Raw genomic sequence first — 24,290 nt, forward strand, 5'->3', positions numbered from 1 at the left:
TCCTCCGTCGGCATCCGTTCCGTCGATCCCCACGACAGACCGATCACGCGGGGACCGGGTCCGACCCGGGCCCCGCCGGAGGGGACGGGTGCGCATGCGCAGGACATCGAGGACGGGGCGGCTGACGGCCGTTCTGCTGGGAGCGGTACTCGTGGGGGCGGTGGCGACACCGGCCGCCTGGGCGCGGCCGGCCGCGGCGCCGGCCGCCGGTACACCGGGCGCGGCGGCCGGACCGGGGAGGTCGGTCCAGGTGACCCTGATCACCGGTGACCGGGCCACCGCCCGGGTCGGTGCCGACGGCACGGTGGCGTTGGTCGGGGTCCAGCCCGGCCCCGGCCGGGCCGAGCTGGCCTTCAGCCGGGCGCCGGGCGCCCCCGGCAGCGTCAACCTGGTCCCGCAGGACGCCGAGCAGCCGCTGCGCGCGGGGCGGCTCGACCCGCGGCTCTTCGACATCGCCGGGCTGATCGCCCAGGGCTACGACGACGGCCGCAGCCGGGAACTGCCGCTGATCGTCGGCCGCGAGCCGGGGGCAGGCCCGGCCCCCGGCCTCGCCGCCGCCGCTCCGCCGCCGGGCGTCACCGCCGTCCGCGAGCTGGAGAGCGTGCACGGTGCCGCGCTGCGCGCCGACAAGCAGCACACCGGGGAGCTCTGGCAGCAGCTCGGTCCGGCCGCCGCCGCGTCCACCGCGGGCCTCGCCGAGCCGGCGGCCGGGCTCGCCCCGGGCGTCGCGAAGATCTGGCTGGACGGCAAGGTCGGCGCCGCCCTGGACCGTTCCACCGCGCAGATCGGCGCGCCCGAAGCCTGGCGCTCGGGCCTCACCGGACGGGGGGTCAAGGTCGCGGTGCTGGACACCGGGATCGACTCCGGCCACCCCGACCTGGCCGGCTCGATCGGCGAGAGCTCCGACTTCACCGGCGGGGCCGCCGGGGTGAAGGACGCCGACGGGCACGGCACCCACGTCGCCTCGATCGTCGGCGGTGACGGCGCCGCCTCCGAGGGCCGCTTCAAGGGGGTCGCCCCCGACGCCGAGCTGCTGGTCGGCAAGGTCCTCGACGACGAGGGCAACGGTCAGGAGTCCTGGGTCCTCCAGGGCCTGGAGTGGGCGGCCGCCCGGGCGCCGATCGTGAACATCAGCCTCACCGGCCCGCCCACCGACGGCACCGACCCGATGGCCCAGGCCGTCAACACGCTCGCCGACCGCTACGGCACCCTGTTCGTCGCCGCCGCGGGCAACAGCGGCCGCGCCGGGACGGTCGGCACCCCGGGCTCGGCCGACGCCGCGCTCACCGTCGGCTCGGTCGACCGGACGGACCGGCTCTCCCGGCTCTCCAGCCAGGGACCGCGCACCGGTGACCACGCCGTCAAGCCTGACCTCACCGCGCCGGGCGGCGACATCGTCGCCGCCCGGGCCGCCGGCACCACCGGGCAGAGCCCGGTCGGCGACCAGTACACCGCCATCTCCGGCACCTCGATGGCCGCCCCGCACGTCGCCGGCGCCGCCGCCCTGCTGCTGCAGCAGCACCCGGACTGGACGGGACCGCAGCTCAAGGCGGCCCTCACCTCCTCGGCCCGGCCCGCCGCCGAGCAGAGCAGCTACCAGCAGGGGGCCGGCCGGCTGGACGTCGCCCGCGCCACCGTGCAGACCGTCCTCGCCACCGCCGAGTCCACCGGGATCCGCTTCACCGACCAGCGGACCGGCCCCGCGGTGACCCGCACCGTCACCTACCGGAACACCGGCTCGGAGCCGGTCACCCTCGACCTGACCACCGCGGTCACCGGCACCGACGGGGCCCCGGGGCCGGCCGGCGCGCTCACCGTGTCTCCGGCCCGGCTGACGCTCCCGGCGGGCGGCAGCGGCCAGGCCACGGTGACCGCCGACCCGGCCGCGGTCGCACCGGGCGCCACCCTCAGCGGGCGGGTCACCGCGGGCATCGGCGGCCCCGGCACGTCCCCGGCGGCGCCCTCCGTCACCACGGCCTTCGCCCTGAGCCGGGAGGCCGTGCAACACGAGATCACCGTCCAGGCCGTGGACCGCGAAGGAGCGGCGCTCGGCCCGGGTGACTGGCAGACCGGTTTCTCCCAGCTCCACCTCGTCGACCTCGACACCCGCGCGGCGTACGCGCTGCGGTTCACCGACGGCACCGCCACCGTCCGCGTCCCGGAGGGCCGCTACAACCTCGCGGGCAAGCTCGTCACCCCCGGCCGGAACGGCGGCCGCCCCAGCGCCACCCTGCTGCTCCAGCCGGAGCTGGAGTTGCGCGGTGACACCCGGCTCTCCGTCGACGCCCGCCAGGGCCGGCAGATCACCGTCGCCGTGCCGGACCGGGATGCCGTGCCGTTCTCCCTGTCGGCCGGCTTCTGCTACCGGAGTGCGCAGGGCGCCCCGTGCACCGGCGAGGCGCTTACCCTCGGCACCCCCGGCAACCTCTATGTGATCCCGGGCGGCCGGCCGGCCGCCGGCACGGTGGACTTCGCCGTGCAGAGCCTCCAGCGCGGACCGGACCGCAAGGACGGCCGGCTGCCCGACCGCTACGACCTGTTCCTGCACACCGAGGGTGCCCTGCCCGACCCGGCCTTCCGGGTCGGCCGGGACGAGCTCGTCGCCGTCTCCACCCTCTACGCCGCCCAGTCCGCCGGCACCAGCGGTGTGATGAGCAGCTACGCCGAGGCCGACGGCGTCGGCGGGCTGACCTACGGCGAGCCGACCTTCCCGCTTCCCGCCGCCCGCACCGAGTACTTCACCACCCGGGGGCAGCAGCGCGAGACGTACTTCGGCCAGGAGGCGGGCCCCGGCGGGGAACTCTTCCCGCCGGCCGTCACCCAGAGCGGCGTGGTGCCCTGCGCCGCCGGCGCGTCCTGTGTCGAGCGGTGGAACGGTGCGGTCACCGGTCCGGGCCTCGCTTCCGGCAAGGACGGCGCCGCCACGATGGCCCGGAGCAGCGACCACTTCCTGACGGTCTTCCCGCAGTTGTTCAGCGACTCCGCCCCGGGGCACTACGGCTCGCCGCTCCCGTTGCGGATGGACGACACCGTCCACCTCGAACTGGCCCGCGACGGCCGGCGGATCGGCGCCGCCGACACCCCGACGGCGACCTTCGCCGTCCCGCCGGCCGAGGGCTCCTACCGCCTGACGGCCAAGGCGACCCGCGCCGAACCGTGGGCGCTCTCCAGCACCGTCGAGGCGGTGTGGACCTTCCGCTCGGGCGCCGTCGCGGCCGGTCCCGGTGGCGCGGTGCGCACCGCGCCCCTGCCGGTCGGCGTCGTCCGGCTGAGCGCCCCGGTGGACGCCGAGAGCCGGGCACCGCGCGACCGGCACACGGTCACCGCCAAGGTCGAGCGCCAGAGCGGCGCCCCCGCGCCCGCCACTGCGCGGCTCACCGCCGAGGTCTCCTTCGACGGCGGTACGACCTGGCAGAACGCCGCCGTGGGCGGAGCGGGCCAGAACTCCCGGCGAATCACCGTCGACCCGCCCGCGCAGGGGGACGCGGACGTCTCGCTGCGGGTCACCGCCCAGGACGCGGACGGTTCGTCGGTCGAGCAGACGATCCTGCACGCCTACCGGCTGAAGCCGTGACGGGCGGAAGGACGGCACCGGAGCGGAGGGAGGGGAGCGAAGTGACGGGACGGTAGCCGTGCTTCCCGGGGCGCCCCGGTGGGCAGGGAAGGGACGAACGGTCGGACGCTGTCCGTTGGACCGGTTGACGAGTCGTCGATGAGGAGGGCCGCATGACCAAGCAGGCGTACGGACAGATCGCGCACCGTCACGTCGAGGTGAACGGGGTTCGGCTGCACGTCGCCGAGCAGGGGGAGGGGCCGCTGGTCCTGCTGCTGCACGGCTTCCCGGAGAGCTGGTACTCCTGGCGGCACCAGTTCGCCCCGCTCGCCGAGGCCGGTTACCGGGTGGTCGCCGTCGACCAGCGCGGCTACGCCCGCAGCGAGCAGCCCGAGTCGGTCGACGCCTACACCCTGCTCCACCTGGTCGGCGATGTCACCGGCTTGATCCGGGCGCTCGGCGAGGAGCGCGCGGTGCTGGTCGGCCACGACTGGGGCGCCCCGGTCGCCTGGACCACCGCGACCCTCCGCCCCGACCTGGTGCGCGGGGTGGCGGGGCTCAGCGTCCCGCCGCTGCCGACCCTCGGCCTGCCGCCGCTGGCGCAGGCCAGGGAGCGGTTCGGCGACGGCTTCTACCAGATCTACTTCCAGCGTCCCGGCGTCGCCGACGCCGAACTCGCCCGGGACCCGCATGCGACGTTCCGCCGGATGTTCTACAGCGGCTCCGGCGACCGCCCGCGCGGGGCGGGGCCGCAGGCCTGGGTGGTCGGCGAGGGCCAGAGCCTGCTGGACGGCGTCGTCGACCCGGAGAAGCTGCCCGACTGGCTGTCGGAGGCGGACATCGAGGCCTTCGTCGCCGACTACGCCGAGCACGGTGAGCGGGCGTTCACCGGTGGCCTCAACTGGTACCGCAACATCGACCGGAACAACGAACTGCTCGCCGGGCTCGTCGGCCGGCCCGTGGAGGTCCCCGCCCTCTATGTGGCCGGCGACCAGGACATGGTCGCGGCCGTGATCCCGGAGGACGCGATGCGGCTGCTGCTGGAGCACCTGACGCCCAAGCTCCACCGGCGGATCACCCTGCCGGGCATCGGTCACTGGACCCAGCAGGAGAGCCCGGCGGAGGTCACCGACGCCCTGCTGGACTTCCTCCGGCACCTGGACGGCTGAGGCCCACCGGGCGGGCGGGGTGGGCGGGGCCGGTCCCTTTGGGCTCCTGCCCGGTCCGCCCGCCCGGTCCGGGCGGCCTCCTCAGAGACCCTCAAGACGTTCATGGAGGTCTTCGGCAAAACGTGAGCGGTAGACGCCGTGGACGATGCTTCCGGGGGACTGGTAGCCCCGGTGCGCCGGGTTCGCGACCTCCGCGTCCCACGGCACGACATGGTCCGGAGGCAGCGGCGCCCGGCCCAGATACAGCCGCGCCGCCTCTTCCAGCGACCGTTCCCCCGAGAGCACCGAGCCCCAGAGCCCGCGGCCCTGCCCGACCACCCAGAAACACAGATCCTCGGTGTCGTCCTCGGACCAGGCGTCCCCCTCCACACGCACGCCTTCCGAGAAGTCGGCGAGCGAGTCCGCCGCGGCCTCGTACGCGAGCGCGAAGGCTTCGAGGACTTCCCTGGGCCGGGACTCCAACCACAACTCAAGAGCGGACAGACGCGGTCGCGTCGCCTCCAGGACGTCCCAGAACCAGTCGGGAACATCGTCCGATTCCATGGCGGCTCCTGTGGTGACGGCTTCGGTCGGCAAGTCGGCGCTCAGACCGGGAGGAGCCGGGCGATGAACTCGCCCAGCCGGCGGGCGTTGCGGCAGCAGTGCATCTCGACCACCTGGGCGTAGGCGGGGGCGGCCGAGTCGCCGGTGCCCCAGAGGCCGGGCTGCTCCGGGTTGAGCCAGTACACCCGGTGGGCGCGGGCGGCGATGCGGTGGAGGGCGGGCAGACGGGGATCCCGGTAGTTGTTCCGGGCGTCGCCGAGGATCAGCACGCTGGTCCGCGGGCCCACGGCGTCCAGGTGGCGGTCGACGAACTCGCCGAGTGCCGAGCCGTAGTCGCTGTTGCCGTGGTAGCCCGTCACCTTGGCCTCGGTGAGGATCCGTCGGGCCAGGGCGGCCGGGTCGCCCCCGCCGCGGGTGAGCAGGTCGGTCACCTCGGCGGTGCGGTTGACGAAGGCGAACACCCGGATCCTGCTGAACTGGTCGCGCATCGCCTGGACCAGCAGCAGGGTGAAGTCGGAGAAGCCCGCCACCGAGCCGGACACGTCGCAGAGCAGGACCAGCTCCGGCCGGGCCGGGCGGCGCAGCCGGTGGGCCGGGCGGAGCGGGACACTGCCGGTGGACAGCGAGCGGCGCAGGGTGCGGCGCAGGTCGATGTGCCCGCGTGCCGCCCGGCGCCGGCGGGCGGCCAGCCGGGTGGCCAGCTTCCGGGCCAACGGGTGCACGGTGCGGCGGAGTTCGGCGAGCTGGTCGCGGCCGGCCGCGAGGAAGTCGATCCGGTCGATGCTGGGCGCGACGGCCCGTTCGGCGACGTGCTCGGTGCCGCGCAGCTCGGCCGCCCGCCGGCGGGCCTCCGTGGCGACCATGGCACGGAAGCCCTGGATGCGGCGGCGGATCTCGTCGGGAAGGAGGTGGTCCGCCAGGTCGGCACCGGGGCCGGGACCGGGACCGTGGCCGTGGCCGTTCCGGCCGTCGGCGCCCGCGCGCAGCGCGGCCAGCACCCGGGCCAGCAGGGTCTCCGGGGCGAGTCGGCCGAGGGTCTGGTAGGCCGACCAGCCGTCGCTGCCGGGCCGGCCGGAGCCGCCCGCGGTGCCGTACCGGCCGAACGCGGCCACCGCCTCGCCCGCGAGGCCGGCCTGGGCGGCCCGGTCGTCGGCGGCGAGCGCGGCCGCGAGCCGCGCCCGGAGGTCCTCCCGCAGCGCGGCCGCGAGCCGCGCCCGGAGGTCCTCCCGCAGCGCGGCCGGGTCCGACACCGCCGGGTCCGCCGCCGGGTCCAGGGCCGGATCCGCTGCGGCGGACCCGGCCGCGGGCTCGGGCTCGGACGGGACCGCGGCCCGGCGCACGGCCTCCGGATCGCCGACGCCGAGCGGGAAGAACAGGTCGAACGCGGCGTCGAAGACCCCGCGCTGCCCGTCGGAGCGCAGCAGGGCGGCGGCGAGCCCGGCCCTGACCTGCGCGCGGTCGGCGAGGCCGAGCACCTCCAGGACGGCCGCGGCGTCGACCGTCTCGGAGGGGCCGATCCGCAGGCCGTGGGTGCGCAGTGCGCGCACGAAGCCGGTCAGCCGGGCGGCGAGGTCGGCGGGCGGGCCACCGGCGGCCGTCGCGGCGCCGTCGCCGGGCCGGGGCGGGACGGTCATGCGAGGGTGAGCTTCTGTGCGGCCTTCAGCACGTCGTCCTGGTGCTTGAGGATCACTCCGAGGGTGGCGCGCACGACCGGCTCGTCGAGGGTGTCGGCGCCGAGGGCGAGCAGGGTGCGGGCCCAGTCGACGGTCTCGGCCACCGAGGGGGCCTTGCGCAGTTCCATCGCCCGCAGCGCGCCGACCACCCGGACCAGCGACTCGGCCAGCGCCTCGTCCAGGCCGGGGACGCGCAGCCGGACGATCCGGCGCTCCAGCTCGGCCTCCGGGTAGCCGAGGTGGAGGAAGAGGCAGCGCCGGCGCAGCGCCTCGGAGAGCTCCCGGGTGGCATTGGAGGTGAGCAGGACGAACGGGCGGCGGCCGGCCGTGATGGTGCCCAACTCGGGCACGGTGACCTGGAAGTCGCTGAGCACTTCGAGCAGCAGCGCCTCGACCTCGACGTCGGCCTTGTCCATCTCGTCGATGAGCAGCACGGTCGGCTCGTCGCCGCGGATGGCGGTCAGCAGCGGCCTGGTGAGCAGGAACTCCTCGCTGAAGATGTCGGTGCGGGCCTGGTCCCAGCCCTCGTCGCGCCCGGCGGTGATCCGCAGCAGCTGCTTGGCGTGGTTCCACTCGTAGAGGGCGCGGGCCTCGTCGATGCCCTCGTAGCACTGGAGCCGGACCAGCCGGGCGCGGCCGATCGCGGCGACGGCCTTGGCCAGTTCGGTCTTGCCGACGCCGGCCGGTCCCTCGACGAGCAGCGGCTTTCCGAGCCGGTCGGCGAGGAAGACGGCGGTGGCCACCTCGGTGGAGGCGAGGTAGTCCGCCTCGGCCAGCCGGGCGGCCGTGTCGGCCACCGACTCGAAGAACTGCGTGCCCTCGCCGCCCATGCGTGCCCCACATCCCCGTCGTCCGGTGCCTGTGGGCAGCACCCTACCCGTGGGTCACTTCGCTGTCCCGGCCCGTGTGTTCCTGACCGGTCAGGAACACACGGGCCGGACACGACGGGACACGACGGGGCACGGCCGGCACGGCGGGAGCCCGGTCGGCGCCCGAGGGCCGCCGACCGGGCGGGTCACCGGCGCCGCGGGGGCGTCAGTTGACGAAGACGACCGGGTTCCCGGCCACCGAGACGTCCCGGACCGGGCCGTAGGTGGCGGTGAAGTAGCCGACCGGGAAGCAGGTGCTCGGGCCGGAGAACTTCGGCAGGGCCTGGGCGTTGAATCCGATGGTCTGGCCGACGTTGTTGGTGGTGCCGGCGAGGCCGGCGGGGGCGCGGTAGACGCAGGTGATGGTGCCGAGGACGGTCTTCAGCACCACCGTCGTCTGCACCGGGCCGGCCGTGCCCGGGTCGAGCGAGACCGGGTTGCCGGCGGCGTCGCTCACCGAGTTGACGTAGGCGAGGTTGTTGACGGTGATGCTCTGCACACCGGTCACGCCGATCACGTTCGCGGTGCAGGAGCCGAAGGTCTGGGTGTTGAGCGACTCCGTGGCGGTCCCGGGCGCGGCCGGGTTGGTGATGACCGTCGCGGAGAACGCGGAGGTGGTGCACTTGATGCCGGTCGTTCCGGTGGCGCTGGAGTAGAAGTTGGCGGTGGTGCCGCTCACCAGGTTGGCCGCGAGCACGTCGCCGACCGAGACGTTCGGGCCGCCGAGCGAGCCGGGCGCGGTGTGGGTGAGCACATCGATGGTGCCGGCGGCCGGGGCGGTGGCGTCGGCGGCCTGGGCGGGGGCGACGGTGCCGGCGGCCAGCATCGCGGCGGCGGCGAGGGCTGCGGTTCCGAGGGTACGGCGGATGCGCATGAGGGTGTGCCTCTCCGGGCGATTCGGGTGGGGGAGCCCCGTGCGGCCGGGTGCGGGGGTGCGCGCGGCGGCGTCGGCCGCGGTGTGACCGCGACGGGGGTGGTACGGGGTGGGGCGCCGCGGACGGCGACTCGGCGGGCCCGGCGCCACGGGCCCGCCCGTACGGGCGGCGGTACCGGCGGCACGACGCTGTGCGGCGGGTACGGCGCGGCCCGGGTCGACCGCTCACGGCCACACGGGGCCGGCCGCGGTCGAGTACGGCTGAGTACGGCGGGGTGGAACGGTGGTGGAGCGGAGGTGGGGCAAGAGGGTACGTGCGGTGCAGGGTGCACGTCGGCGGCTGCCACCGCCGGGCATGCGTTCGCCATACTGAGCAGTCGGAACGCGTGCGGGCTTCCGGCGGCGTCCGCCGCGTATTGGAAACCCGCCAGTGTTGTAAACCGGACGTCGCGTCAATGTCAAGAAGAAGCACAGGAGTTGGCGATGAAACCGGAAACCCGCCGAAACGCCGAGACCGCCCTGCTGCCCGGTGCGCGCACCGGTCGAGACCCCGCCCGCTCGATCAAGCGAGGCCCGAGCCGGCTCCCGCCGGGGGTGGTCGCCGCCACCCAGCGCGAGCGCCTGCTCGACGGGCTGGTGCTCACCGTGGCGCAGCACGGCTACCAGCGCGCCACGGTCAGCGACATCTGCCGCGCCGCCGGGGTGACCAGGCCGGTGTTCTACGAGCTGTTCACCGGCAAGGAGGACGCCTTCCTGGCCGCCCACCGCTACGGCACCGGCGTGGTGATCCGGCGGATGGCGGCGGCGTTCGCGGCGGCGCCGGACTGGTGCGCCGGGATCCGCGAGTCGCTGCGGGCGATGCTCGGACTGCTGGCCGGGGTACCGGCCTTCGCGACCATGGCGGTCATCGAGCTGGACGCGGTCGGCCCGGCCGGGCGCCGCGAGCGCGACCACCTCCTCACCCGGTTCCGCGCGTTCTTCGCCGAGGTGCCCGAACTCCCGGCCGGGGTGACGGCGGAGGCGATGGTGGACGCGGTGGTCGGCGGCGTCTACTGCACCCTGCAGCGCTGCGTCGGAGCCGACCGAACCGCCGAACTCCCCGATCTCCTCCCGACCTTGAGCCTCTTCTGCCTGGCTCCCTTCCTCGGTCCGGCCGAGGCGGCGCGGCGCCTCGGCCTGGACCCGCTCCCGTAGGGCCGTCCGGCCGCCGGGAGGACTGTCGGGCCGGCGGCCGGGATCGGGCACCGCGCCGACCGCCGACCGGGAGAAGCGGACGATGATCCTTCGTGCACCCGTATTGACCCGCTCAATACCGGGCAGTAGCTTCCCAGTTACCCGCTGCGGCCCGACCGGCCCGCCCCGCTGCCGAGGGGCGGTCCCTCCCGGCCGTGCCGCAGAACGCTGTCCGCGCCAGGACAACGTGCCAGTGACTGCCCGTCCCCACCACCCGAGGGAGCACACATGGCCACGTCCGAGGACGCCGCCCACACCGCCGAGAGCACCGCCGGTACCGAGACGCCCGCGCAGCACAAGGGCCGGGTCCGGCTGAAGCGCACCGCGCTGATGGCCGTGCCCGCCGTCGTCGCCGGCGCGGTGCTGATGACACTGACCGCGCAGGGCGTGCTCGCGGCCCAGTTCTCGATCTCCGGCATGCCCTTCACCGTCACCGCCGAAAGCCTGGACGGCGTCGGATTCGAGCAGTTCGGCAGCCTGGACCATATGATCGACGACAGCCCCAACGCCGGGGACACCGGCGGGCAGGTGCTGGTCGCGGTCTCCGCGATCAAGGAGGCCTCGCTCACCAAGCTCTGCCAGAGCGTCGAACTCGGCGGCATCAACCTGCTGATCAAGGCCGGTGACGCCGGGACACCGGTGACCGCCACCAACCTCACCACCGACTCCGACGTGCTCACCGGCGACGCCGAGTTCACGAACATCGAGATCGGCGGCGACGCGAGCACCTACACCAAGGCCGGCGTCAAGGGGCTGCCCGGCGTCTTCGGTCAGCAGGCCGACACCGTCAAGATCCGCAACCTGCGGCAGCACAACTACGCCAGCACCGCCGCCCTCTTCAAACTGCCCAACCTGCACCTGAGCTTCAGCTCCGAGGGCTGCTGACGGTGGCCGAGCACGACCCGACGCCCGATCACGGCCCGACGCCCGGGCCCGCACCCGCCGCCGCGCCGGTGCCCGAGCCCGGACCGGAGACCCCGGCCGCCGCCGCAGCAGCCACAGCCGCCGCAGCCGCCGCTGCACCCGCGGCCACGGCGGCACCCACGACCCGGACCCGCCCGTCCTGGCGCGGTTGGCGGGGCCGGCGGCCGTTCTGGGGCGGCGTCCTGGTCCTCTTCGGCGGCGTGGAGATCCTCTTCACCCTGCGCGCCCCGCTGCCCGTCGTCCTGCACATCGGGCTCCAGGGGCTGTCCGGCTACCTCGTCCCGACCGTGATGGTGGTCTGCGGCCTGCTGGTCCTGTTCAACCCGGCGCAGCGCCTGTTCTACTCGATCGTCGCCGTGCTGGCGTCGCTGGCCAGTTGGCTCACCTCCAACCTGGGCGGCTTCCTGATCGGCATGCTGTTCGGCCTGGTCGGCAGCTGCCTCACCTTCGGCTGGATGCCCGACCAGCCCCCGCGCCGCCGCCTGCTGCGCCGGGGCCAGGGCCGCCGGAAGGCCGCCGGCACGGCCGGCGTCTGAGGCGGTCGCGGCCGGCGTCCGACGCAGACCCCGCGTCCGGCGCGGCCGTGACCGGCCGACCCGCCTGCCGACACACCCGCCGACCCGCCGGCCGACCCGCCGGCTCGCCGCCCGGCCCGCCCGTGGTCCCGGTGGCGGCAGGTCCAGGTGGCGGCAGGCCAGGGACCGGCGCCCCGCCCCCGGCGAAGGGAGAGCACCGGGGACGGGGCGTCGTACGCGTGCCGCCCGGACCGTCAGATCGTCGCCGCGTCGATGACGAACCGGTAGCGCACATCGCTCCGCAGGACGCGCCCGTACGCCTCGTTGATCTGATCGGCCCGGATCAGCTCGATCTCCGCGCCGATCCCGTGCTCGGCGCAGAAGTCCAGCATTTCCTGGGTCTCCGGCAGACCGCCGATCATCGAGCCGGCGATCGACCGGCGCCCGGTGAGCAGCGCGTGCGCGCCGACCGCGACCGGCTTCTCCGGCGCGCCGAGCTGGACCAGCGTGCCGTCGGTCCGCAGCAGCCCCAGGTAGGCGCTCAGGTCCAGGTCCGCCGAGACCGTGTTGAGGACGAGGTCGAAGCGGCCCGCCAGTTCCGTGAACGTCGCCGGGTCCGAGGTGGCCCGGTAGTCGTGGGCGCCGAGCCGGAGCCCGTCCTCGCGCTTGCGCAGCGACTGGCTGAGCACGGTGACCTCGGCCCCCTTGGCGCGGGCGATCCTCACCCCGAGGTGGCCCAGTCCGCCGAGGCCGATCACCGCGACCTTCCGGCCCGGACCGGCGCCCCAGTGGTTGAGCGGGGAGTACAGCGTGATGCCCGCGCAGAGCAGCGGCGCGGCGACGTCCAGCGCCAGGGCGTCGGGGATGCGCAGGGCGTACTGCTCGTCGACCACCAGCTGCTTGGCGTACCCGCCGTAGGTCGGCGCGCCGTCCCGCCCGCGGGCGTTGTAGGTGAGGACGGAGCCGCCCTCGCCCGTGCAGTACTGCTGCAGCCCGGCGCGGCAGTTGTCGCACTCCCGGCAGGAGTCGACGAAGCAGCCGACGCCGACGCGGTCGCCGACCGACCAGCGGGAGACCCCGTCGCCGACCGCCGCGACCACCCCGGCTATCTCGTGGCCCGGGACCATCGGGAAGATGCCCGGGCCCCAGTCCTCGTCGACCTGGTGGATGTCCGAGTGACAGATGCCCGCGAAGCGGATGTCGATGAGGATGTCGTGGGCGCCGAGCGCCCGGCGCGGCACGGTGCTCCGCTCCAGCGGCGCCTTGGGGGCCGGGGCGGCGTAGACCGCGATCCGGCCGGCCCCGGCGTCCGGCAGCGGGGCGTCCGACAGCGAAGCGGTGGCGCCGGTGCCCGTCGCACTCGTGCCACTCGTCCCACTCGTCGCACCCGCCGCGCTCTTCACACTCGTCGTGTTCGTCATGCCTCAAGGCTCGGCGCGCCGAACGGGGCCAGCCAGGCCATCGGCCGTCGTACGTTCCCTGGTCCTACCACCGCCAGTATCACCCTGCCCGCCCCCGCGCCCCGGGGGGCGGGCCCATACTGCTGTGCATGGACCAGCGCACCGAGCTCAGCGACTTCCTGCGGTCCCGTCGGGCCCGGCTGCGGCCCGCGGACGTCGGGCTGCCCGACTACGGGGGCCGGCGGCGCGTCCCCGGGCTGCGCCGCGAGGAGCTGGCGCAACTGGCCGGTGTGAGCACGGCGTACTACGTGCGGCTGGAGCAGGGGCACGGCGAGAACGTCTCGGCGGCCGTCCTGGACGCGATCGCCCGCGCCCTGCGCCTGGACCCCGCCGAGCACGACCACCTGTGCCGGATCGCCAAGCCGGCCCGCCGCGGCCCGGGGCGGGCCCGCGCGGCGCGGGCGCAGCGGGTGCGCCCCGAACTGCAGCAGCTGCTGGACGCGATGGAGGGCGTCCCGGCGTACGTCCTCGGGCGGCGGCTCGACGTGATCGCCTGGAACCGCCTCGGCAACGCCCTGATCGGCGACGTCGCCGCGCTGCCGCCGGACCAGCGGAACCTGGCGTGGCAGGTCTTCCTCCCCCGGCCCGCCCGCGAGCTCTACCTCGACTGGGAGGCCAAGGCGACCGACCTGGTGGGGATGCTCCGGGTCGAGGCCGGCCGCGACCCGGACGACCCCCGGCTCGCCTCGCTGATCGGCGAGCTGTGCGTCAAGAGCGAGGACTTCCGGCGGCTGTGGGCCGCGCACGACATCCGGGACAAGGGGCACGGGGTCAAGGAGCTGCACCACCCGGTGGTCGGCCGGCTGACCCTCAGCTACGAGACGTTCCGCCCGGCCGGGGACGCGGACCAGGTGCTGGTCGCCTACCACGCCGATCCCGGTTCCCCCTCGGCCGAGTCGCTGCGGCTGCTGGCCAGCTGGACGGCGGCCGAGCCGGCGGCGGCACCGGGAGCGTCACCCGCCCAGGCCCCGGACCCGGCGGCCGCGACGGAAGCCGGACCCGGTTCGTCGACAGGTCGGTAGTCCTCTTCCCGGGGCGCGACCCGGTCCGGTGGTCCCGGTGCACCAGGGACCACCGGCCCTGTCCGGGCCCCCGCGCGGGGCCGTTTACTGGGCCTGGCCCCGGTCGGGCCACCCCCTGCCCGAAACCGGGCCGGAAGCCGTCCGAACGGTGAACAACCGCGGTCGGGGCGGTGTCTGACAGGTGATTAGGCTGCGGTTCATGGACATGGACACCCTCAGCAGCACCACCGAGTACGACCGGTTGATCGCGCGCCACCACGCCATGCGCCTACGCCGGCAGATCCTGGCGCCGGCGCCGTCCTTCGCCGCAGCGCCCGCCGGCCCGGACGGCGCGCCCGGCGGCGGCCCCCGTTCCGGCGCCGGCCCCGCGGCCGGCGGGTACGGCGGTCGCGGGGCGTACGGCGCGCAGGAGGTCTACCACCGGGACCACGACGGCGCGGCCGATCAGCGGGTGATCCTCGGCGGCCTCGGTCTGGTCACCCCGTTCGCGGACCTCATCGACCACCTCTACACGTTCATGTTCCGCCGCCGCCCCTTCCTGCGCGCGCTGTTCCCGGAGTCCATGGAGTTCCAGCAGGTCCACCTGGAGCGGATGTTCGACTACCTGATCGAGCACCTGCACCAGCCGGACCGGCTCTCCGCCACGCTCACCCAGCTCGGCCGCGACCACCGTAAGCTGGGCGTCCGCCCGGTCCACTACGAGGCCTTCGAGGAGGCGCTCTGCGAGGCGATCCGGCTCCGGTCGGGCGCGCACTGGACCGCCGAGCTGGAGGCGGCCTGGACGCGGATGCTGCGCTTCGCCGTCCGGTCGATGGTGGCGGGCGCGGAGTCGGCGCTCACCGAACCCCCGTACTGGCACGCCACGGTGGTCGGCTACGAGCGCCGCCGGGCCGACCTCGCCGTGCTCCGGGTGCGCACCGGTGAGCCGTACCCGTACCGGGCCGGCCAGTACGGGACCGTCGAGCACCCGCTGCTGCCGCACACCTGGCGGCAGTACTCGATGGGCTGCGCGCCGCGCTCCGACAACGAGCTGGAGTTCCACGTCCGCCGCACCGGGCCGGGCGGGGTGAGCGAGGCGCTGGTGGAGCACACCGCCGTCGGCGACCGGCTGCGGCTCGGCCCGCCGCGCGGCACGCTGATGCCGGAGGACGACACCCGGGACCTCCTGCTGGTGGCCGGAGGCACCGGGCTCGCCCCGATGAAGGCGATCGTCGAGGAGCTGGTGGAGCACCGTCCGCGCGGGCGCCGGGTCCACCTGTTCGTCGGGGCGCGGGCCCGGGCCGACCTCTACGACTGGCCGGCCCTCACCGAACTCGGCGGCCGCAAGCCCTGGCTGGAGCTGGTCCCGGTCGCGGACGACGCCGCCGACGGCCCCGCGGGCCCGGGCGGCCGACTGGCCGAGGCGGTCAGCCGGGCCGGCGACTGGTCCCAGCACCTGGCCTGCGTCAGCGGCCCGGCGGGCCTGGTCGACGAGGTCCGCACCCGGCTGACCGCCTCCGGCCTGCCGGCCACCCGGATCCACCACGACCCGGTGCTCGGCCGCCTCTGAAACCGGCCGGAAGGACCGAGCCGGAAACGACCGAGCCGGCAACGACCGAGCCGGATCGATCCGGACCGAACCCGACCCGACGCCGCTGACGCCGCCGGCGCCGCCGCTCCGCTAGCGGTAGCAGTAGGAGTCCGAGGAGGCGTCCCCGCCCGCCAGGTGCGTCTGGTGCACCCGCAGCCCGCGGAACTCCTCGCCGTGCGGGAAGAACCGCGGGTCCACGGTGAGCCCGCCCCGCTCCGGGTCGGCGTCCAGCTTGACGATCCACGGCTCGATGCCGTCCGGGTAGAACTGGTCGTCCCACGCCCCGTACAGCGAGTTGGTGAGGTAGAGCCGCCGTCCGTCCCGGCTGATCTCGACCATCTGCGGCGCACCGCTCAGCGGGCGGTCCGGCTCGGCCGGGTGGGGTGTCCGGGCCGTCACCCCGCCGAGCCGCACCGAGGCGGTGAGGCGGGGGTGGAACGGGTCCGCGACGTCGTACTGCAACAGCTCGCCGGTGCCCCAGGCGGAGACGTACAGCCAGCGGTCGTCGACCGACAGGTTGATGTCGGTGACCAGCGGCGGTACGGCGCCGAACGGCTGGAGGACGGGCGGCAGGTCCTCCGCCTTGGCCGGCTCGGCCGGGATCTCGATCACCTTGCGCGCGGTGAACGCCTCACCGTCCCGGTACCAGAGCCAGACCGAGGCCGAGAGGTCCTCCACGTTGGTGACCACCCCGGCGAACCCCCACTCGGCCTGCGGGTCGTGGGCCGGGCGCAGCTCCAGCACCATCTGGTACTGGTCGCCCAGGTCGATCCGCTGCAGGTGCCGCCCCGAGTCCAGTTCCCAGAAGTGCAGGGCGTGCCCGTACTTGCGGCCGAGCAGCAGCTCCGGCACCACGCCGTCCTCGACCATCCAGGGCGTGCCCCACTCGCTGGTGACGCCCACGTTGGTGCCCAGGTGCCACCACACGTCGTAGGAGAAGTTCTGCGGGCCGCGCTCGGTCTCCCAGGGGCGCAGCACGTCGAAGGTGGTGTGGTCGAGCAGGGCGACCCCGCCGGGGCCGTCGCCGCCGGCCGCCGCGCCCAGGCAGGACAGGAAGACGCCGTCCGGCCCGCAGTGCAGGGTGTGCGGGCGCGAGTACCCGGCTCTCGCCGCCAGCTCCTCCGCCGTCACCGTCTTCACCAGTCTCGGGCGGACCGGGTCCGGCCGGGTGTCCAGGACGTGCAACTGCGAGGAGCGCAGGCCCGGCAGCAGCAGGTAGCGCCGCTCGGCGCCGTGGTGGCCGGCGTGCGCGAGGGCGCTGGAGCACGCGTTCCAGCCGAAGTGGTGCAGCTCGTCGCCCACCCCGGGCATGTCGGTGACGTTGAGCACGCGCCCGTAGCTCGCCGACGCCGGGTCGGTGTCGACGGTGATCAGCGCGTCCGGCCGCTGCGCCGACCGGTCGAAGCCCGCCACGTAGGCGAGCTTCTCCGGCGGAGCGGCGATCGCCTCGGCGGGCGTGCGGTAGAGGGAGGGATCGCTGTGGCCGGGGTGCCGGTCGTCGTGCGGGCCGTGTTCATGCGGCATGCTGGCTCCTCAACTCGCCTGTTCGGCAAGGGAAGTGACAGGGGCCCGGGTAGCCTTCCACAGACTCGCGGGCGCACAGCAGGCGCACGGGGAGCGGGGCGGGGGCCGGGGGCGGCGCGCCCCGCTCCCCGAGGGAGCGCGGACAGCTCCGTGCACGGACCGGTGCGCGGCCCGGACGAGGGCTCAGTGCACGGCGAGCGGGAAGTACGCGCCGAGCCAGCGGTCGAGCTCGGCGAACACCTGGGTGCGGGCGGTCTCGCCGGACAGCACCAGGTCGTGCATGCCGCCCTTGATCCGGACGATCGTCACGTGGCGGCCCAGGTGGGGGCCGGCGGCCGCGATGTCGTCGGCGCGCAGGACGGCGTCCGCGTGGTGCAGGGCCGCGTGCCAGCGGGTGGTGGAGATGGAGGCGGTGGAGGCCATCAGCAGCACCGGCGCGTCGATCCCGAGCCCGCGCCGCAGCTCCCGGTGGCCGCGCTGGACGGCCGCGAGCCAGCCGGCGAACAGCGGCACGCCCTCCGCCGGCTTGAGCGTGAGGTCGAAGTCCCACTCGCCGCGGAAGTCGCGGTGCAGGCTGTGCACGTAGTGCGGGTTGAGCGCGGAGGGCAGCACCCGGGTGGGTGCGAGGCGGCCGATCGCGTCCAGCGCCGGGGCGCCGAGGGTGCGGACGGCGGGGGCGGCCGGCATCGAGAGGAACGGACTGTTGAGGAACAGCCCGTCGACCAGGCCCCGCCCGGCGCGCCGCCCGGCCCACAGGGCGGCGATCAGCCCGCCGGTGGAGTGGCCGTTGACCAGCAGGTGGGCGTGGCCGTCCTGCCGCCGGATGATCCGCACCGCCTCGTCCAGCTCCTCGTCGTACGCGGCGAGGTCGCGCACGAAGTTCGGCGAGTGGTGCGGGCGCAGCGAGCGGCCGTACTTGCGCAGGTCGAGCGCGTAGAAGGAGAACCCGGCGGCGACGTAGTGGTCGGCGAGGTGGGTCTGGAACCAGTAGTCGTTGTAGCCGTGGATGTACAGGACGGCCCGCTCCGAGCCGGGGACCAGCCGGCGGACCAGGGTCGCCGAGACCTCGCCCTCCTCGTCCGGCCGCAGCGGCAGCTCGGCCGCCTCGTAGGGGGCACCGAGGATGTCTTCGCGGAACTCCATGGCGACGGGCACCCACTCTCTGCTCGGAATGTCGGGATGTCGGAATCTCGGGAACCCCGACGATACCGGCCGGTAGCCTCGGGCGTGACGGCGACTCGGGCCGGGCGCCTATGCTGCGGACATGCCCGAGATGCCCGACCCGCCCACCCCGCCCGGCGCACCCGCCCCACCGGGCGCGCCCGCCCCGCCGCCGGATCGGCCCGCCGTACCGGGGCCCCCGGCCGGGGAGCCCGTGCCGGTGGCGCGGCGCACCGACCTCGGGCAGGCGAAGCTGCTGCCCGACGTCGACCAGGACGGCGGCTGGCTGCTGACCCTCGACGACACCCCGCAGTCCTACGTCGACCTCGGCGACCCGACCCACCTGGAGTTCGAGTACACCCAGCGCCTCGGCCACCTCGTCGACGCCCTCGCCGAGCCAGGCCGCCCGCTGGACGCCCTCCACCTGGGCGGCGGCGCGCTGACCGTGCCCCGCTACCTGGCCGCCACCCGCCCCGGCTCGCGCCAGCGCGTGGCGGAGGTGGACGGCCCGCTGCTCGCCCTGGTCGAGCAGCACCTCCCGTGGCGGGGACCCGGCGTCGACATCACCGCCGAGGTCGGCGACGCCCGGGCCGCCCTCGCCGCGACCGCGCAGGCCGCGCCCGGCTCGCTGGACCTGATCGTCGCGGACGTCTTCCACGGCTCGCGCACCCCCGGGCACCTCACCTCGGTGGAGTTCCTGCGGCTGGCGGCGGCCGCGCTGCGCCCCGGCGGCTGCTACGCGGCGAACCTCGCCGACGGTCCGCCGCTCGCCTTCGCCCGCGCCCAGGCGGCGACGCTGCGCGCCGTCTTCCCGCAGACCTGCCTGATCGCCGAGCCGTCGGTGCTGCGCGGGCGGCGGTACGGCAACGTGCTGCTGGTCGGCTCGGCCGGGCCGCTGCCGGTCGCGGACCTCGCCCGCCGGCTGGCCGGGGACATCTTCCCGGCCCGGCTCACCGAGGGCGCCGACCTCACCGCCTTCACCGCCCGCACGGCGCCGGTCACCGACGCCACCGCCACCGACTCCCCGCCGCCCCCGGAGGGCGCGTTCAGCGTCGGCTGAGCGGCCGGTGCGTCGAGCGCCGGCCGAGGGGCCGCCGAGCGCCCGGCGCGCCGACACCGCGCGCACCGCCGTCCGCGCGCTCCCCGGTGTCAGAATCGGCGGGTCCGCGCGGGCACGCCCGCCACGTCCGAGGGAGCGAGCGAGAGATGAGCAGCGTGGAGCGGCCGGAGCTGGCGGCGGTGCCCGAGACGGCGCTGTGGACGCTCTGGCACCGGGCCGTGGAGGCCCGCCGGCCGGACACCGTGCTGCCCGATCCCAAGGCCCTCGACCTGGTCGAGCGGATCGACTTCCCCTTCGCGGAGCGGTTCGGCAGCAACCCCCTGGTCTCCCAGCTCCAGGGCCTGCGGGCGCGCTGCTTCGACCGCGAGGTGGCCGACTTCCTCGCCCGCCACCCGCGCGGGACGGTCGTCGGCCTCGGCGAGGGCCTGGAGACCCAGGCCTGGCGGGTCGACAACGGCCGCGCCCGCTGGCTCGCCGTCGACCTGCCCGAGACCGCCGCGCTGCGCGAGCGCCTGCTGCCGCCCGACGAGCGGCACCGCGTCCTGGCCGTCTCGGCCACCGATCCGGCCTGGATGGACGCGGTCGACCCGGCGGCCGCCGCCCAGGGCGTGCTGATCAGCGCCCAGGGCCTGCTGATGTACCTGCGCCCGGCCGAGGTGCGGGCGCTGCTCGCGGCGTGCGCCGAGCGCTTCCCCGGGGCGTCGTTCGTGTTCGACACGGTCCCGCGCTGGTTCAGCGCCCGGGCGGTGCGCGGCAAGCTGCGCGACCGCCACTACCAGGCGCCGCCGATGCCCTTCGGGATGGACGCGGACGAGCGCGCCAAGCTGGCCACCGCCCACCCGGGGGTCGTCGACGTGCGCGAGGTCTACCCCGAGGGCGGGCGGGGGATCGTCCGCGCCCTGCTGCCGGTCGCGGCCCGGGTCAAGGGCCGCCCGGCGGTGATCGCGCTGCGCTTCGCGGAGCGCGCGCACGCCGGGCGGGCGTAGCCGCGCACGCCGGCGCCCCCCGATCCGGGACCGCCGCCGCATCCGGGACCGCCCCCCGATCCGCGAAACGCCGGCCCCCCGATCCGGAGACGCCGACGCCCCCGGAGTCGGGGACTCCGGGGGCGTCGGCGTTCCGCCGGGACGTGCGGCGGCTCAGCGCTTGCGCCAGAGCACCCACTTCTTCGCGGGGTCCGTCCGCTCGACGTACCACTCGGCCGGGTGGCCGGGCCAGTAGTCCTCCGGCCGGCCCTCGGCGGGCACCGGGGTGACCAGCGCCGTCGCCTCGGCGGGGAGGGGCTGCCAGCGCGGGTCGCGGTACCAGACCCGGCCCAGGTAGACCTGGAACGCCTGGGTGCTGCGGAACGGCCAGTCGACGTCCCAGGTGAACACCACGCTGTCGTGCGGCTTCAACCCGGCGGCGCGGGTGAAGCCGCTCGCCGTCGACACCCGCTGCTTGTGGTGCGGCTGGGTGACCTGGTCGGTGATCGTGGCGGTCGCGAACGCGGCGAACGCGATGAGGGTGGCGCCGGTCGCCCAGAGCACCCGCCGGCCGCCGGCGATCAGCATCAGCACCAGGGCGGTGAGCACGATCAGCGCGGCCGCGGTCGTCCGGCCCATGGCGAGCTTGTTCCACTCGGCGGCCAGGAACGAGATGTCCGGTGCCCCCCAGATCACGAAGCGGTCGCTGTGCAGCTTGCCGCCCGCGGAGAGGATGACCGCCTCGGCGAGGACCACCGTCAGCACGGCCGCCGCCACCGCCACCTTCGCGAGGGCGCGCCGGCTGCACCGGTGGAGCACGGCGACGCCCGTCACGAAGGCCGCCGGCACGAGGTACGAGGTGTAGCGGGCGTAGACCCAGTCGTCGACGCGGCCGTCGTCGGGCAGCGCCGCGGCGGCGGCCAGGGCGGTGCCGACCAGCAGGGCCACCATCGTCCCGCCGGCGATCCGGTCCGCGCGGGCGAACCGGCTCCGGAAGACGGCCACCAGGCAGACGACGACGGCCAGGCCGCCGATGCCCCAGGTGGAGACGATGAAGGTCCAGATCTGGCCGACCGTCCTGGTCAGGGTCCGCTGGGCGGCCTCCGGATCGGTGAGGCCCCGCCACAGGTACCCGCCGGTGTCGCTGTTCTCGACGGTGAACTGCGCGTGCAGCCACGCCGCCAGCGCCTCCGCGCCGGCCACTGCCACGGCGAGCGCGCCCAGACCGGCCACGGTGCTGCGCCACGGGGCGAGCCGGAACACCAGGACCCCGAGGAACACGGCGGCGGTGAGGGCCACCACCACCCCGCCCCGGTCGTGGGTGGCCATCGCGTACCCGGCGGAGGCGCCCGCGCCGACGGCGTACCAGACGCGGCGGCGCAGCGGGCCGTCGAGCAGCCAGCCGTGCAGGCAGAGCAGCCAGGCCAGGATCAGCGCCGGCAGGAGCGCGTCCGTCATGGCGTGGTGGGCGTAGAAGACCACCGGCGGCAGCAGCGCGGTCGCCGCGCCGAACAGGTAGGCCAGCGGGCGGTCCAGCCCCAGGCGGCGCAGCGCGACGAAGGCGAGCGGCAGGACCAGCGCGCTGACCAGGGCGTTGATCCCCATGACCAGCTTGTAGGCGGTCGCCGGGTCGTCGGCGATCCACAGCGCGGGGGAGATCAGCAGGGCGTACCCGCCGGGGATGACCACGCCGACCGGCATCTCGGTGGACCCCCGGCCAGCCAGGACGCGCGCCAGGACCAGGTAGGACTCCTCGTCCGGGTGGACCGACGGGAAGGTCAGGCCGCGGGCCAGCACGAGCCGGAAGAGCACCTCCGCGACGTAGCCGGCCACGAGGGCGGCCGGCCAGAACCACCGGCGCCCCCGGAGCTCCTCGAAGCGGCGGGCCGCCCGCTCGGTGCGCCCGGGTGCCGGGGCGGTGGCGGAGTCGCCGCCCCGCTCCTCCGGCTCGGCGGGCGCTGTCAACTGTTGCATCGGTCCTTCTTCCTCCCTGTGGGCCCGGTCCGCGCCTTGCTCCTCCGGTCCCGGGTGCCTGCCGGCACACCGGTCCGCGGTGCGGTCCACGGCGGCCACTCTTGTATCACACGGCTGCATATGTCGTTGATCAGTCCATACGGCCGCCGGGGGCCGCACGGTTCGCGGGCGACCGGACGGCCGGCCCGTCGGAAGCGGACCGAGGGGCGGTTCCCGGAACCGCGGGACGGCGCCGTACGTCGTAAGCAGGGGTGATCGGCCGGGGGGACAGGCCGCCCGGCACGTTAGGCTGCACCTTCGGGGAGCGGCCTGGTGCCGCCATTCGGACGACGTCGGGACGGCGTGCGGACCGCGGGGACCGGATCGGGTCCCGGCCGGGGCCGCGGCGGGTCCCGTTCTGCCACGGAGGTACTGGCCTTGCTGCACATCGACGCCTGGATCGAAGGCGTACCACCGGGCGCGGTGTACGCCCTGGTCGCGCTGATCATCGGACTGGAGTCGCTGGGTATCCCGCTCCCCGGGGAGATCGCCCTGGTCTCCGCCGCCCTGCTGTCCGCCCGCGGTGTGGTCAGCCCGGTCTGGGTGGCGGTCTGCGCGATCCTCGGCGCGATCATCGGTGACTCGATCGGCTACTCGATCGGCCGCAAGGGCGGCAAGCCGCTCTTCGAGAAGCTCGGACGGAGGTTCCCCAAACACTTCGGCCCCAGCCACCTGGCCACCGCCGAGCGCTCCTTCCAGAAGTGGGGCATGTGGGCGGTCTTCTTCGGCCGCTTCATCGCCCTGCTGCGCATCTTCGCCGGGCCGCTCGCCGGCGCGCTGAAGATGCCGTACTGGAAGTTCCTGATCGCCAACGTCCTCGGCGGCATCGTCTGGGCCGGCGGCACCACCCTGCTGGTCTACCAGGTCGGCAAGGTCGCCGAGCAGTGGCTGTCGAAGTTCTCCTGGATCGGCCTGCTGGTCGCCGCGGCCGGCGGCGCCCTCTCGGCGTGGCTGATGAAGCGCCGGGCGGCCAAGGCGGCCGCGGCCCAGGAGGCCGAGGACGCGGCGGCGCAGAGCGAGGCCGCCGCCTCCCCGACGGTCACCGCGCCCGCCGCGGACTGACCGCCCCGACCCGGCCCGGGCCGCCTTCGGTCCACCCGGCCCGGGCCACCTCGGTCCACCCGGACCGTCACGCCCGCCGCTGCCCGGACATCCTCCCGGCAGCGGCGTTCGCGTGGACCGACGCCCGAACACGACGGAGAAGTGGGAACAGCATGCGGATCGGACTCCTGGGCACCGGCACCTGGGCGGAGCGGGTGCACGCGCCCGTTCTGGCGGAGCACCCCGGCGTCGAGTTCGCGGGCGTCTGGGGCCGCCGCCCCGAGGCGGCCGAGGCGCTCGGCGGGCGGTACGGCGTCCCCGGCGGCGCCGACCTCGACCGGCTGCTCGCCGAGGTCGACGCCGTCACCATCGCGCTGCCCCCGACCGTGCAGGCCGACCTCGCGGTGCGCGCCGCCGAGGCCGGCTGCCACCTGCTGCTCGACAAGCCGGTGGCGTTCACCGTCCCCGACGCCCGCCGGGTGGTCGAGGCGGCCGAGGCGCACCGCGTCGCCTCGGTGGTCTTCTTCACCGTCCGCTTCGGTGGCGACCAGCTGCCGTGGATCGAGGAGCAGGCGGCCGTCGGCGGCTGGTTCACCGGCCGCTCCGACTGGCTGGGCTCGGTGTTCGCCCCCGACTCCGCCAGCCCGTACGCGGCCTCGCCGTGGCGCCGGGAGAAGGGCGCGCTCTGGGACGTCGGCCCGCACGCGCTCTCGGTGCTGCTGCCCGTCCTCGGCGACGCCACCGCCGTCACCGCCGTGGCCGGCCCGCTGGACACCGTCCACCTGGTGCTGCGCCACGCCGGCGGTGCCTCCAGCACCCTCGCGCTGAGCCTGACCGCCCCGGTCGCCGGCGGCGGGACCGGCATGGAGCTGCGCGGCGAGTCCGGCACCGTGCAGCTTCCCGCGCGCGGGGAGGGCCCGGCCGCGGCCTTCCACCGGGCGCTGGACGCCCTGATGGCCTCCGCGCGCACCGGTGAGCCGCACCCCTGCTCGGCCGCGTTCGGCCTGCGCACCGTCGAGATCCTGGCCGCCGCCGAACGCTCGCTGGCCACCGGCGCCACCGTCGAGGTCTGACCGCCGGGACCGCTGGGACCGTCGCGACCGCTGGGACCGCCGGGACGG

Annotated in this window: 19 protein-coding genes; 11 read left to right on the plus strand and 8 right to left on the minus strand. The window is 75.3% G+C overall.

From position 1 onward, the window contains the following. Positions 1-250: 250 nt before the first annotated feature. Positions 251-3,574 carry a S8 family serine peptidase gene (locus ACFC0B_RS01720; RefSeq protein WP_376080661.1) on the plus strand — a complete coding sequence of 1,108 codons (3,324 nt, stop codon included), beginning with the start codon at positions 251-253 and terminating at the stop codon, positions 3,572-3,574. Positions 3,575-3,726: 152 nt separating this feature from the next. Continuing rightward, positions 3,727-4,722, plus strand: a complete 996-nt coding sequence (locus ACFC0B_RS01725) for an alpha/beta fold hydrolase (RefSeq protein WP_376080663.1) — start codon at positions 3,727-3,729, stop codon at positions 4,720-4,722. Between the two features lie 81 nt (positions 4,723-4,803). Here the strand turns inward: ACFC0B_RS01725 and ACFC0B_RS01730 are convergent, their stop codons facing one another. From ACFC0B_RS01730 to ACFC0B_RS01745, 4 genes are all read right to left on the minus strand, one after another. Beyond that, entirely contained in the window at positions 4,804-5,265 is a 462-nt protein-coding gene (locus ACFC0B_RS01730; RefSeq protein ID WP_376080666.1) for a hypothetical protein, read from the minus strand. 41 nt (positions 5,266-5,306) lie between these two features. Continuing rightward, a complete protein-coding gene (locus ACFC0B_RS01735) occupies positions 5,307-6,899 on the minus strand; it encodes a VWA domain-containing protein (RefSeq protein ID WP_376080668.1) in 1,593 nt (530 codons plus the stop codon). Then, positions 6,896-7,768: an AAA family ATPase gene (locus ACFC0B_RS01740; protein WP_376080671.1), complete on the minus strand. Its 873-nt coding sequence runs from the start codon at positions 7,766-7,768 to the stop codon at positions 6,896-6,898. Before ACFC0B_RS01740 ends, ACFC0B_RS01735 begins: the two co-directional genes overlap by 4 nt. Before the next feature lie 205 nt (positions 7,769-7,973). Beyond that, complete coding sequence (locus ACFC0B_RS01745) at positions 7,974-8,681, minus strand: Tat pathway signal sequence domain protein (RefSeq protein WP_376080674.1); 708 nt, start codon at positions 8,679-8,681, stop codon at positions 7,974-7,976. A 483-nt stretch (positions 8,682-9,164) separates the two neighbouring features. Here ACFC0B_RS01745 and ACFC0B_RS01750 point away from each other — a divergent pair, with 483 nt between their 5' ends. The 3 genes from ACFC0B_RS01750 (at position 9,165) to ACFC0B_RS01760 (ending at position 11,374) form a co-directional block, all read left to right on the plus strand. Continuing rightward, complete coding sequence (locus tag ACFC0B_RS01750; RefSeq protein WP_376080677.1) at positions 9,165-9,875, plus strand: TetR/AcrR family transcriptional regulator; 711 nt, start codon at positions 9,165-9,167, stop codon at positions 9,873-9,875. A gap of 267 nt (positions 9,876-10,142) precedes the next feature. Further along, a complete protein-coding gene (locus ACFC0B_RS01755) occupies positions 10,143-10,799 on the plus strand; it encodes a DUF6230 family protein (protein WP_376080680.1) in 657 nt (218 codons plus the stop codon). A 2-nt stretch (positions 10,800-10,801) separates the two neighbouring features. Continuing rightward, positions 10,802-11,374: a DUF6114 domain-containing protein gene (locus ACFC0B_RS01760; RefSeq protein WP_376080682.1), complete on the plus strand. Its 573-nt coding sequence runs from the start codon at positions 10,802-10,804 to the stop codon at positions 11,372-11,374. 233 nt (positions 11,375-11,607) lie between these two features. Here ACFC0B_RS01760 and ACFC0B_RS01765 read toward each other — a convergent pair whose 3' ends face one another. Next, complete coding sequence (locus ACFC0B_RS01765; protein WP_376080685.1) at positions 11,608-12,774, minus strand: NAD(P)-dependent alcohol dehydrogenase; 1,167 nt, start codon at positions 12,772-12,774, stop codon at positions 11,608-11,610. 128 nt (positions 12,775-12,902) lie between these two features. On the opposite strand from ACFC0B_RS01765, the gene ACFC0B_RS01770 reads away from it, so the two are divergent. Continuing rightward, complete coding sequence (locus ACFC0B_RS01770) at positions 12,903-13,835, plus strand: helix-turn-helix domain-containing protein (protein ID WP_376080686.1); 933 nt, start codon at positions 12,903-12,905, stop codon at positions 13,833-13,835. Between the two features lie 199 nt (positions 13,836-14,034). Further along, entirely contained in the window at positions 14,035-15,384 is a 1,350-nt protein-coding gene (locus ACFC0B_RS01775) for a globin domain-containing protein (protein WP_376080689.1), read from the plus strand. A gap of 111 nt (positions 15,385-15,495) precedes the next feature. Here the strand turns inward: ACFC0B_RS01775 and ACFC0B_RS01780 are convergent, their stop codons facing one another. After that, positions 15,496-16,929: a selenium-binding protein SBP56-related protein gene (locus tag ACFC0B_RS01780; protein ID WP_376080692.1), complete on the minus strand. Its 1,434-nt coding sequence runs from the start codon at positions 16,927-16,929 to the stop codon at positions 15,496-15,498. Positions 16,930-17,112: 183 nt separating this feature from the next. Continuing rightward, the gene (locus ACFC0B_RS01785; RefSeq protein ID WP_376080695.1) at positions 17,113-18,072 is read right to left on the minus strand and encodes an alpha/beta hydrolase; all 960 of its coding nucleotides are present in this window, start codon (positions 18,070-18,072) and stop codon (positions 17,113-17,115) included. A 121-nt stretch (positions 18,073-18,193) separates the two neighbouring features. Here ACFC0B_RS01785 and ACFC0B_RS01790 point away from each other — a divergent pair, with 121 nt between their 5' ends. Both ACFC0B_RS01790 and ACFC0B_RS01795 read left to right on the plus strand, forming a co-directional pair. After that, on the plus strand, positions 18,194-19,150 hold the full coding sequence (locus ACFC0B_RS01790; protein WP_376080697.1) for a spermidine synthase: 957 nt from the start codon (positions 18,194-18,196) through the stop codon (positions 19,148-19,150). Between the two features lie 146 nt (positions 19,151-19,296). Further along, entirely contained in the window at positions 19,297-20,136 is an 840-nt protein-coding gene (locus ACFC0B_RS01795; RefSeq protein WP_376080700.1) for a class I SAM-dependent methyltransferase, read from the plus strand. A gap of 153 nt (positions 20,137-20,289) precedes the next feature. Here ACFC0B_RS01795 and ACFC0B_RS01800 read toward each other — a convergent pair whose 3' ends face one another. After that, the gene (locus tag ACFC0B_RS01800; protein WP_376080702.1) at positions 20,290-22,089 is read right to left on the minus strand and encodes a hypothetical protein; all 1,800 of its coding nucleotides are present in this window, start codon (positions 22,087-22,089) and stop codon (positions 20,290-20,292) included. Between the two features lie 420 nt (positions 22,090-22,509). On the opposite strand from ACFC0B_RS01800, the gene ACFC0B_RS01805 reads away from it, so the two are divergent. Beyond that, the gene (locus ACFC0B_RS01805) at positions 22,510-23,190 is read left to right on the plus strand and encodes a DedA family protein (protein WP_376082355.1); all 681 of its coding nucleotides are present in this window, start codon (positions 22,510-22,512) and stop codon (positions 23,188-23,190) included. A gap of 152 nt (positions 23,191-23,342) precedes the next feature. After that, the gene (locus ACFC0B_RS01810; RefSeq protein WP_376080704.1) at positions 23,343-24,242 is read left to right on the plus strand and encodes a Gfo/Idh/MocA family protein; all 900 of its coding nucleotides are present in this window, start codon (positions 23,343-23,345) and stop codon (positions 24,240-24,242) included. Positions 24,243-24,290 lie beyond the last annotated feature (48 nt).

Source organism: Kitasatospora sp. NPDC056184, assembly GCF_042268405.1.
GTDB lineage: Bacteria > Actinomycetota > Actinomycetes > Streptomycetales > Streptomycetaceae > Kitasatospora.

Excerpts from the sequence above, each read along its gene's own strand:
- ACFC0B_RS01800 (WP_376080702.1), bottom strand. The coding sequence starts at position 22,089 with ATGCAACAGTTGACAGCGCCCGCCGAGCCGGAGGAGCGGGGCGGCGAC.
- ACFC0B_RS01810 (WP_376080704.1), top strand. The coding sequence starts at position 23,343 with ATGCGGATCGGACTCCTGGGCACCGGCACCTGGGCGGAGCGGGTGCAC.
- ACFC0B_RS01730 (WP_376080666.1), bottom strand. The coding sequence starts at position 5,265 with ATGGAATCGGACGATGTTCCCGACTGGTTCTGGGACGTCCTGGAGGCG.
- ACFC0B_RS01750 (WP_376080677.1), top strand. The coding sequence starts at position 9,165 with ATGAAACCGGAAACCCGCCGAAACGCCGAGACCGCCCTGCTGCCCGGT.
- ACFC0B_RS01745 (WP_376080674.1), bottom strand. The coding sequence starts at position 8,681 with ATGCGCATCCGCCGTACCCTCGGAACCGCAGCCCTCGCCGCCGCCGCG.
- ACFC0B_RS01735 (WP_376080668.1), bottom strand. The coding sequence starts at position 6,899 with ATGACCGTCCCGCCCCGGCCCGGCGACGGCGCCGCGACGGCCGCCGGT.
- ACFC0B_RS01795 (WP_376080700.1), top strand. The coding sequence starts at position 19,297 with ATGAGCAGCGTGGAGCGGCCGGAGCTGGCGGCGGTGCCCGAGACGGCG.
- ACFC0B_RS01755 (WP_376080680.1), top strand. The coding sequence starts at position 10,143 with ATGGCCACGTCCGAGGACGCCGCCCACACCGCCGAGAGCACCGCCGGT.
- ACFC0B_RS01775 (WP_376080689.1), top strand. The coding sequence starts at position 14,035 with ATGGACATGGACACCCTCAGCAGCACCACCGAGTACGACCGGTTGATC.
- ACFC0B_RS01785 (WP_376080695.1), bottom strand. The coding sequence starts at position 18,072 with ATGGAGTTCCGCGAAGACATCCTCGGTGCCCCCTACGAGGCGGCCGAG.
- ACFC0B_RS01725 (WP_376080663.1), top strand. The coding sequence starts at position 3,727 with ATGACCAAGCAGGCGTACGGACAGATCGCGCACCGTCACGTCGAGGTG.
- ACFC0B_RS01740 (WP_376080671.1), bottom strand. The coding sequence starts at position 7,768 with ATGGGCGGCGAGGGCACGCAGTTCTTCGAGTCGGTGGCCGACACGGCC.
- ACFC0B_RS01780 (WP_376080692.1), bottom strand. The coding sequence starts at position 16,929 with ATGCCGCATGAACACGGCCCGCACGACGACCGGCACCCCGGCCACAGC.
- ACFC0B_RS01765 (WP_376080685.1), bottom strand. The coding sequence starts at position 12,774 with ATGACGAACACGACGAGTGTGAAGAGCGCGGCGGGTGCGACGAGTGGG.
- ACFC0B_RS01770 (WP_376080686.1), top strand. The coding sequence starts at position 12,903 with ATGGACCAGCGCACCGAGCTCAGCGACTTCCTGCGGTCCCGTCGGGCC.
- ACFC0B_RS01790 (WP_376080697.1), top strand. The coding sequence starts at position 18,194 with ATGCCCGAGATGCCCGACCCGCCCACCCCGCCCGGCGCACCCGCCCCA.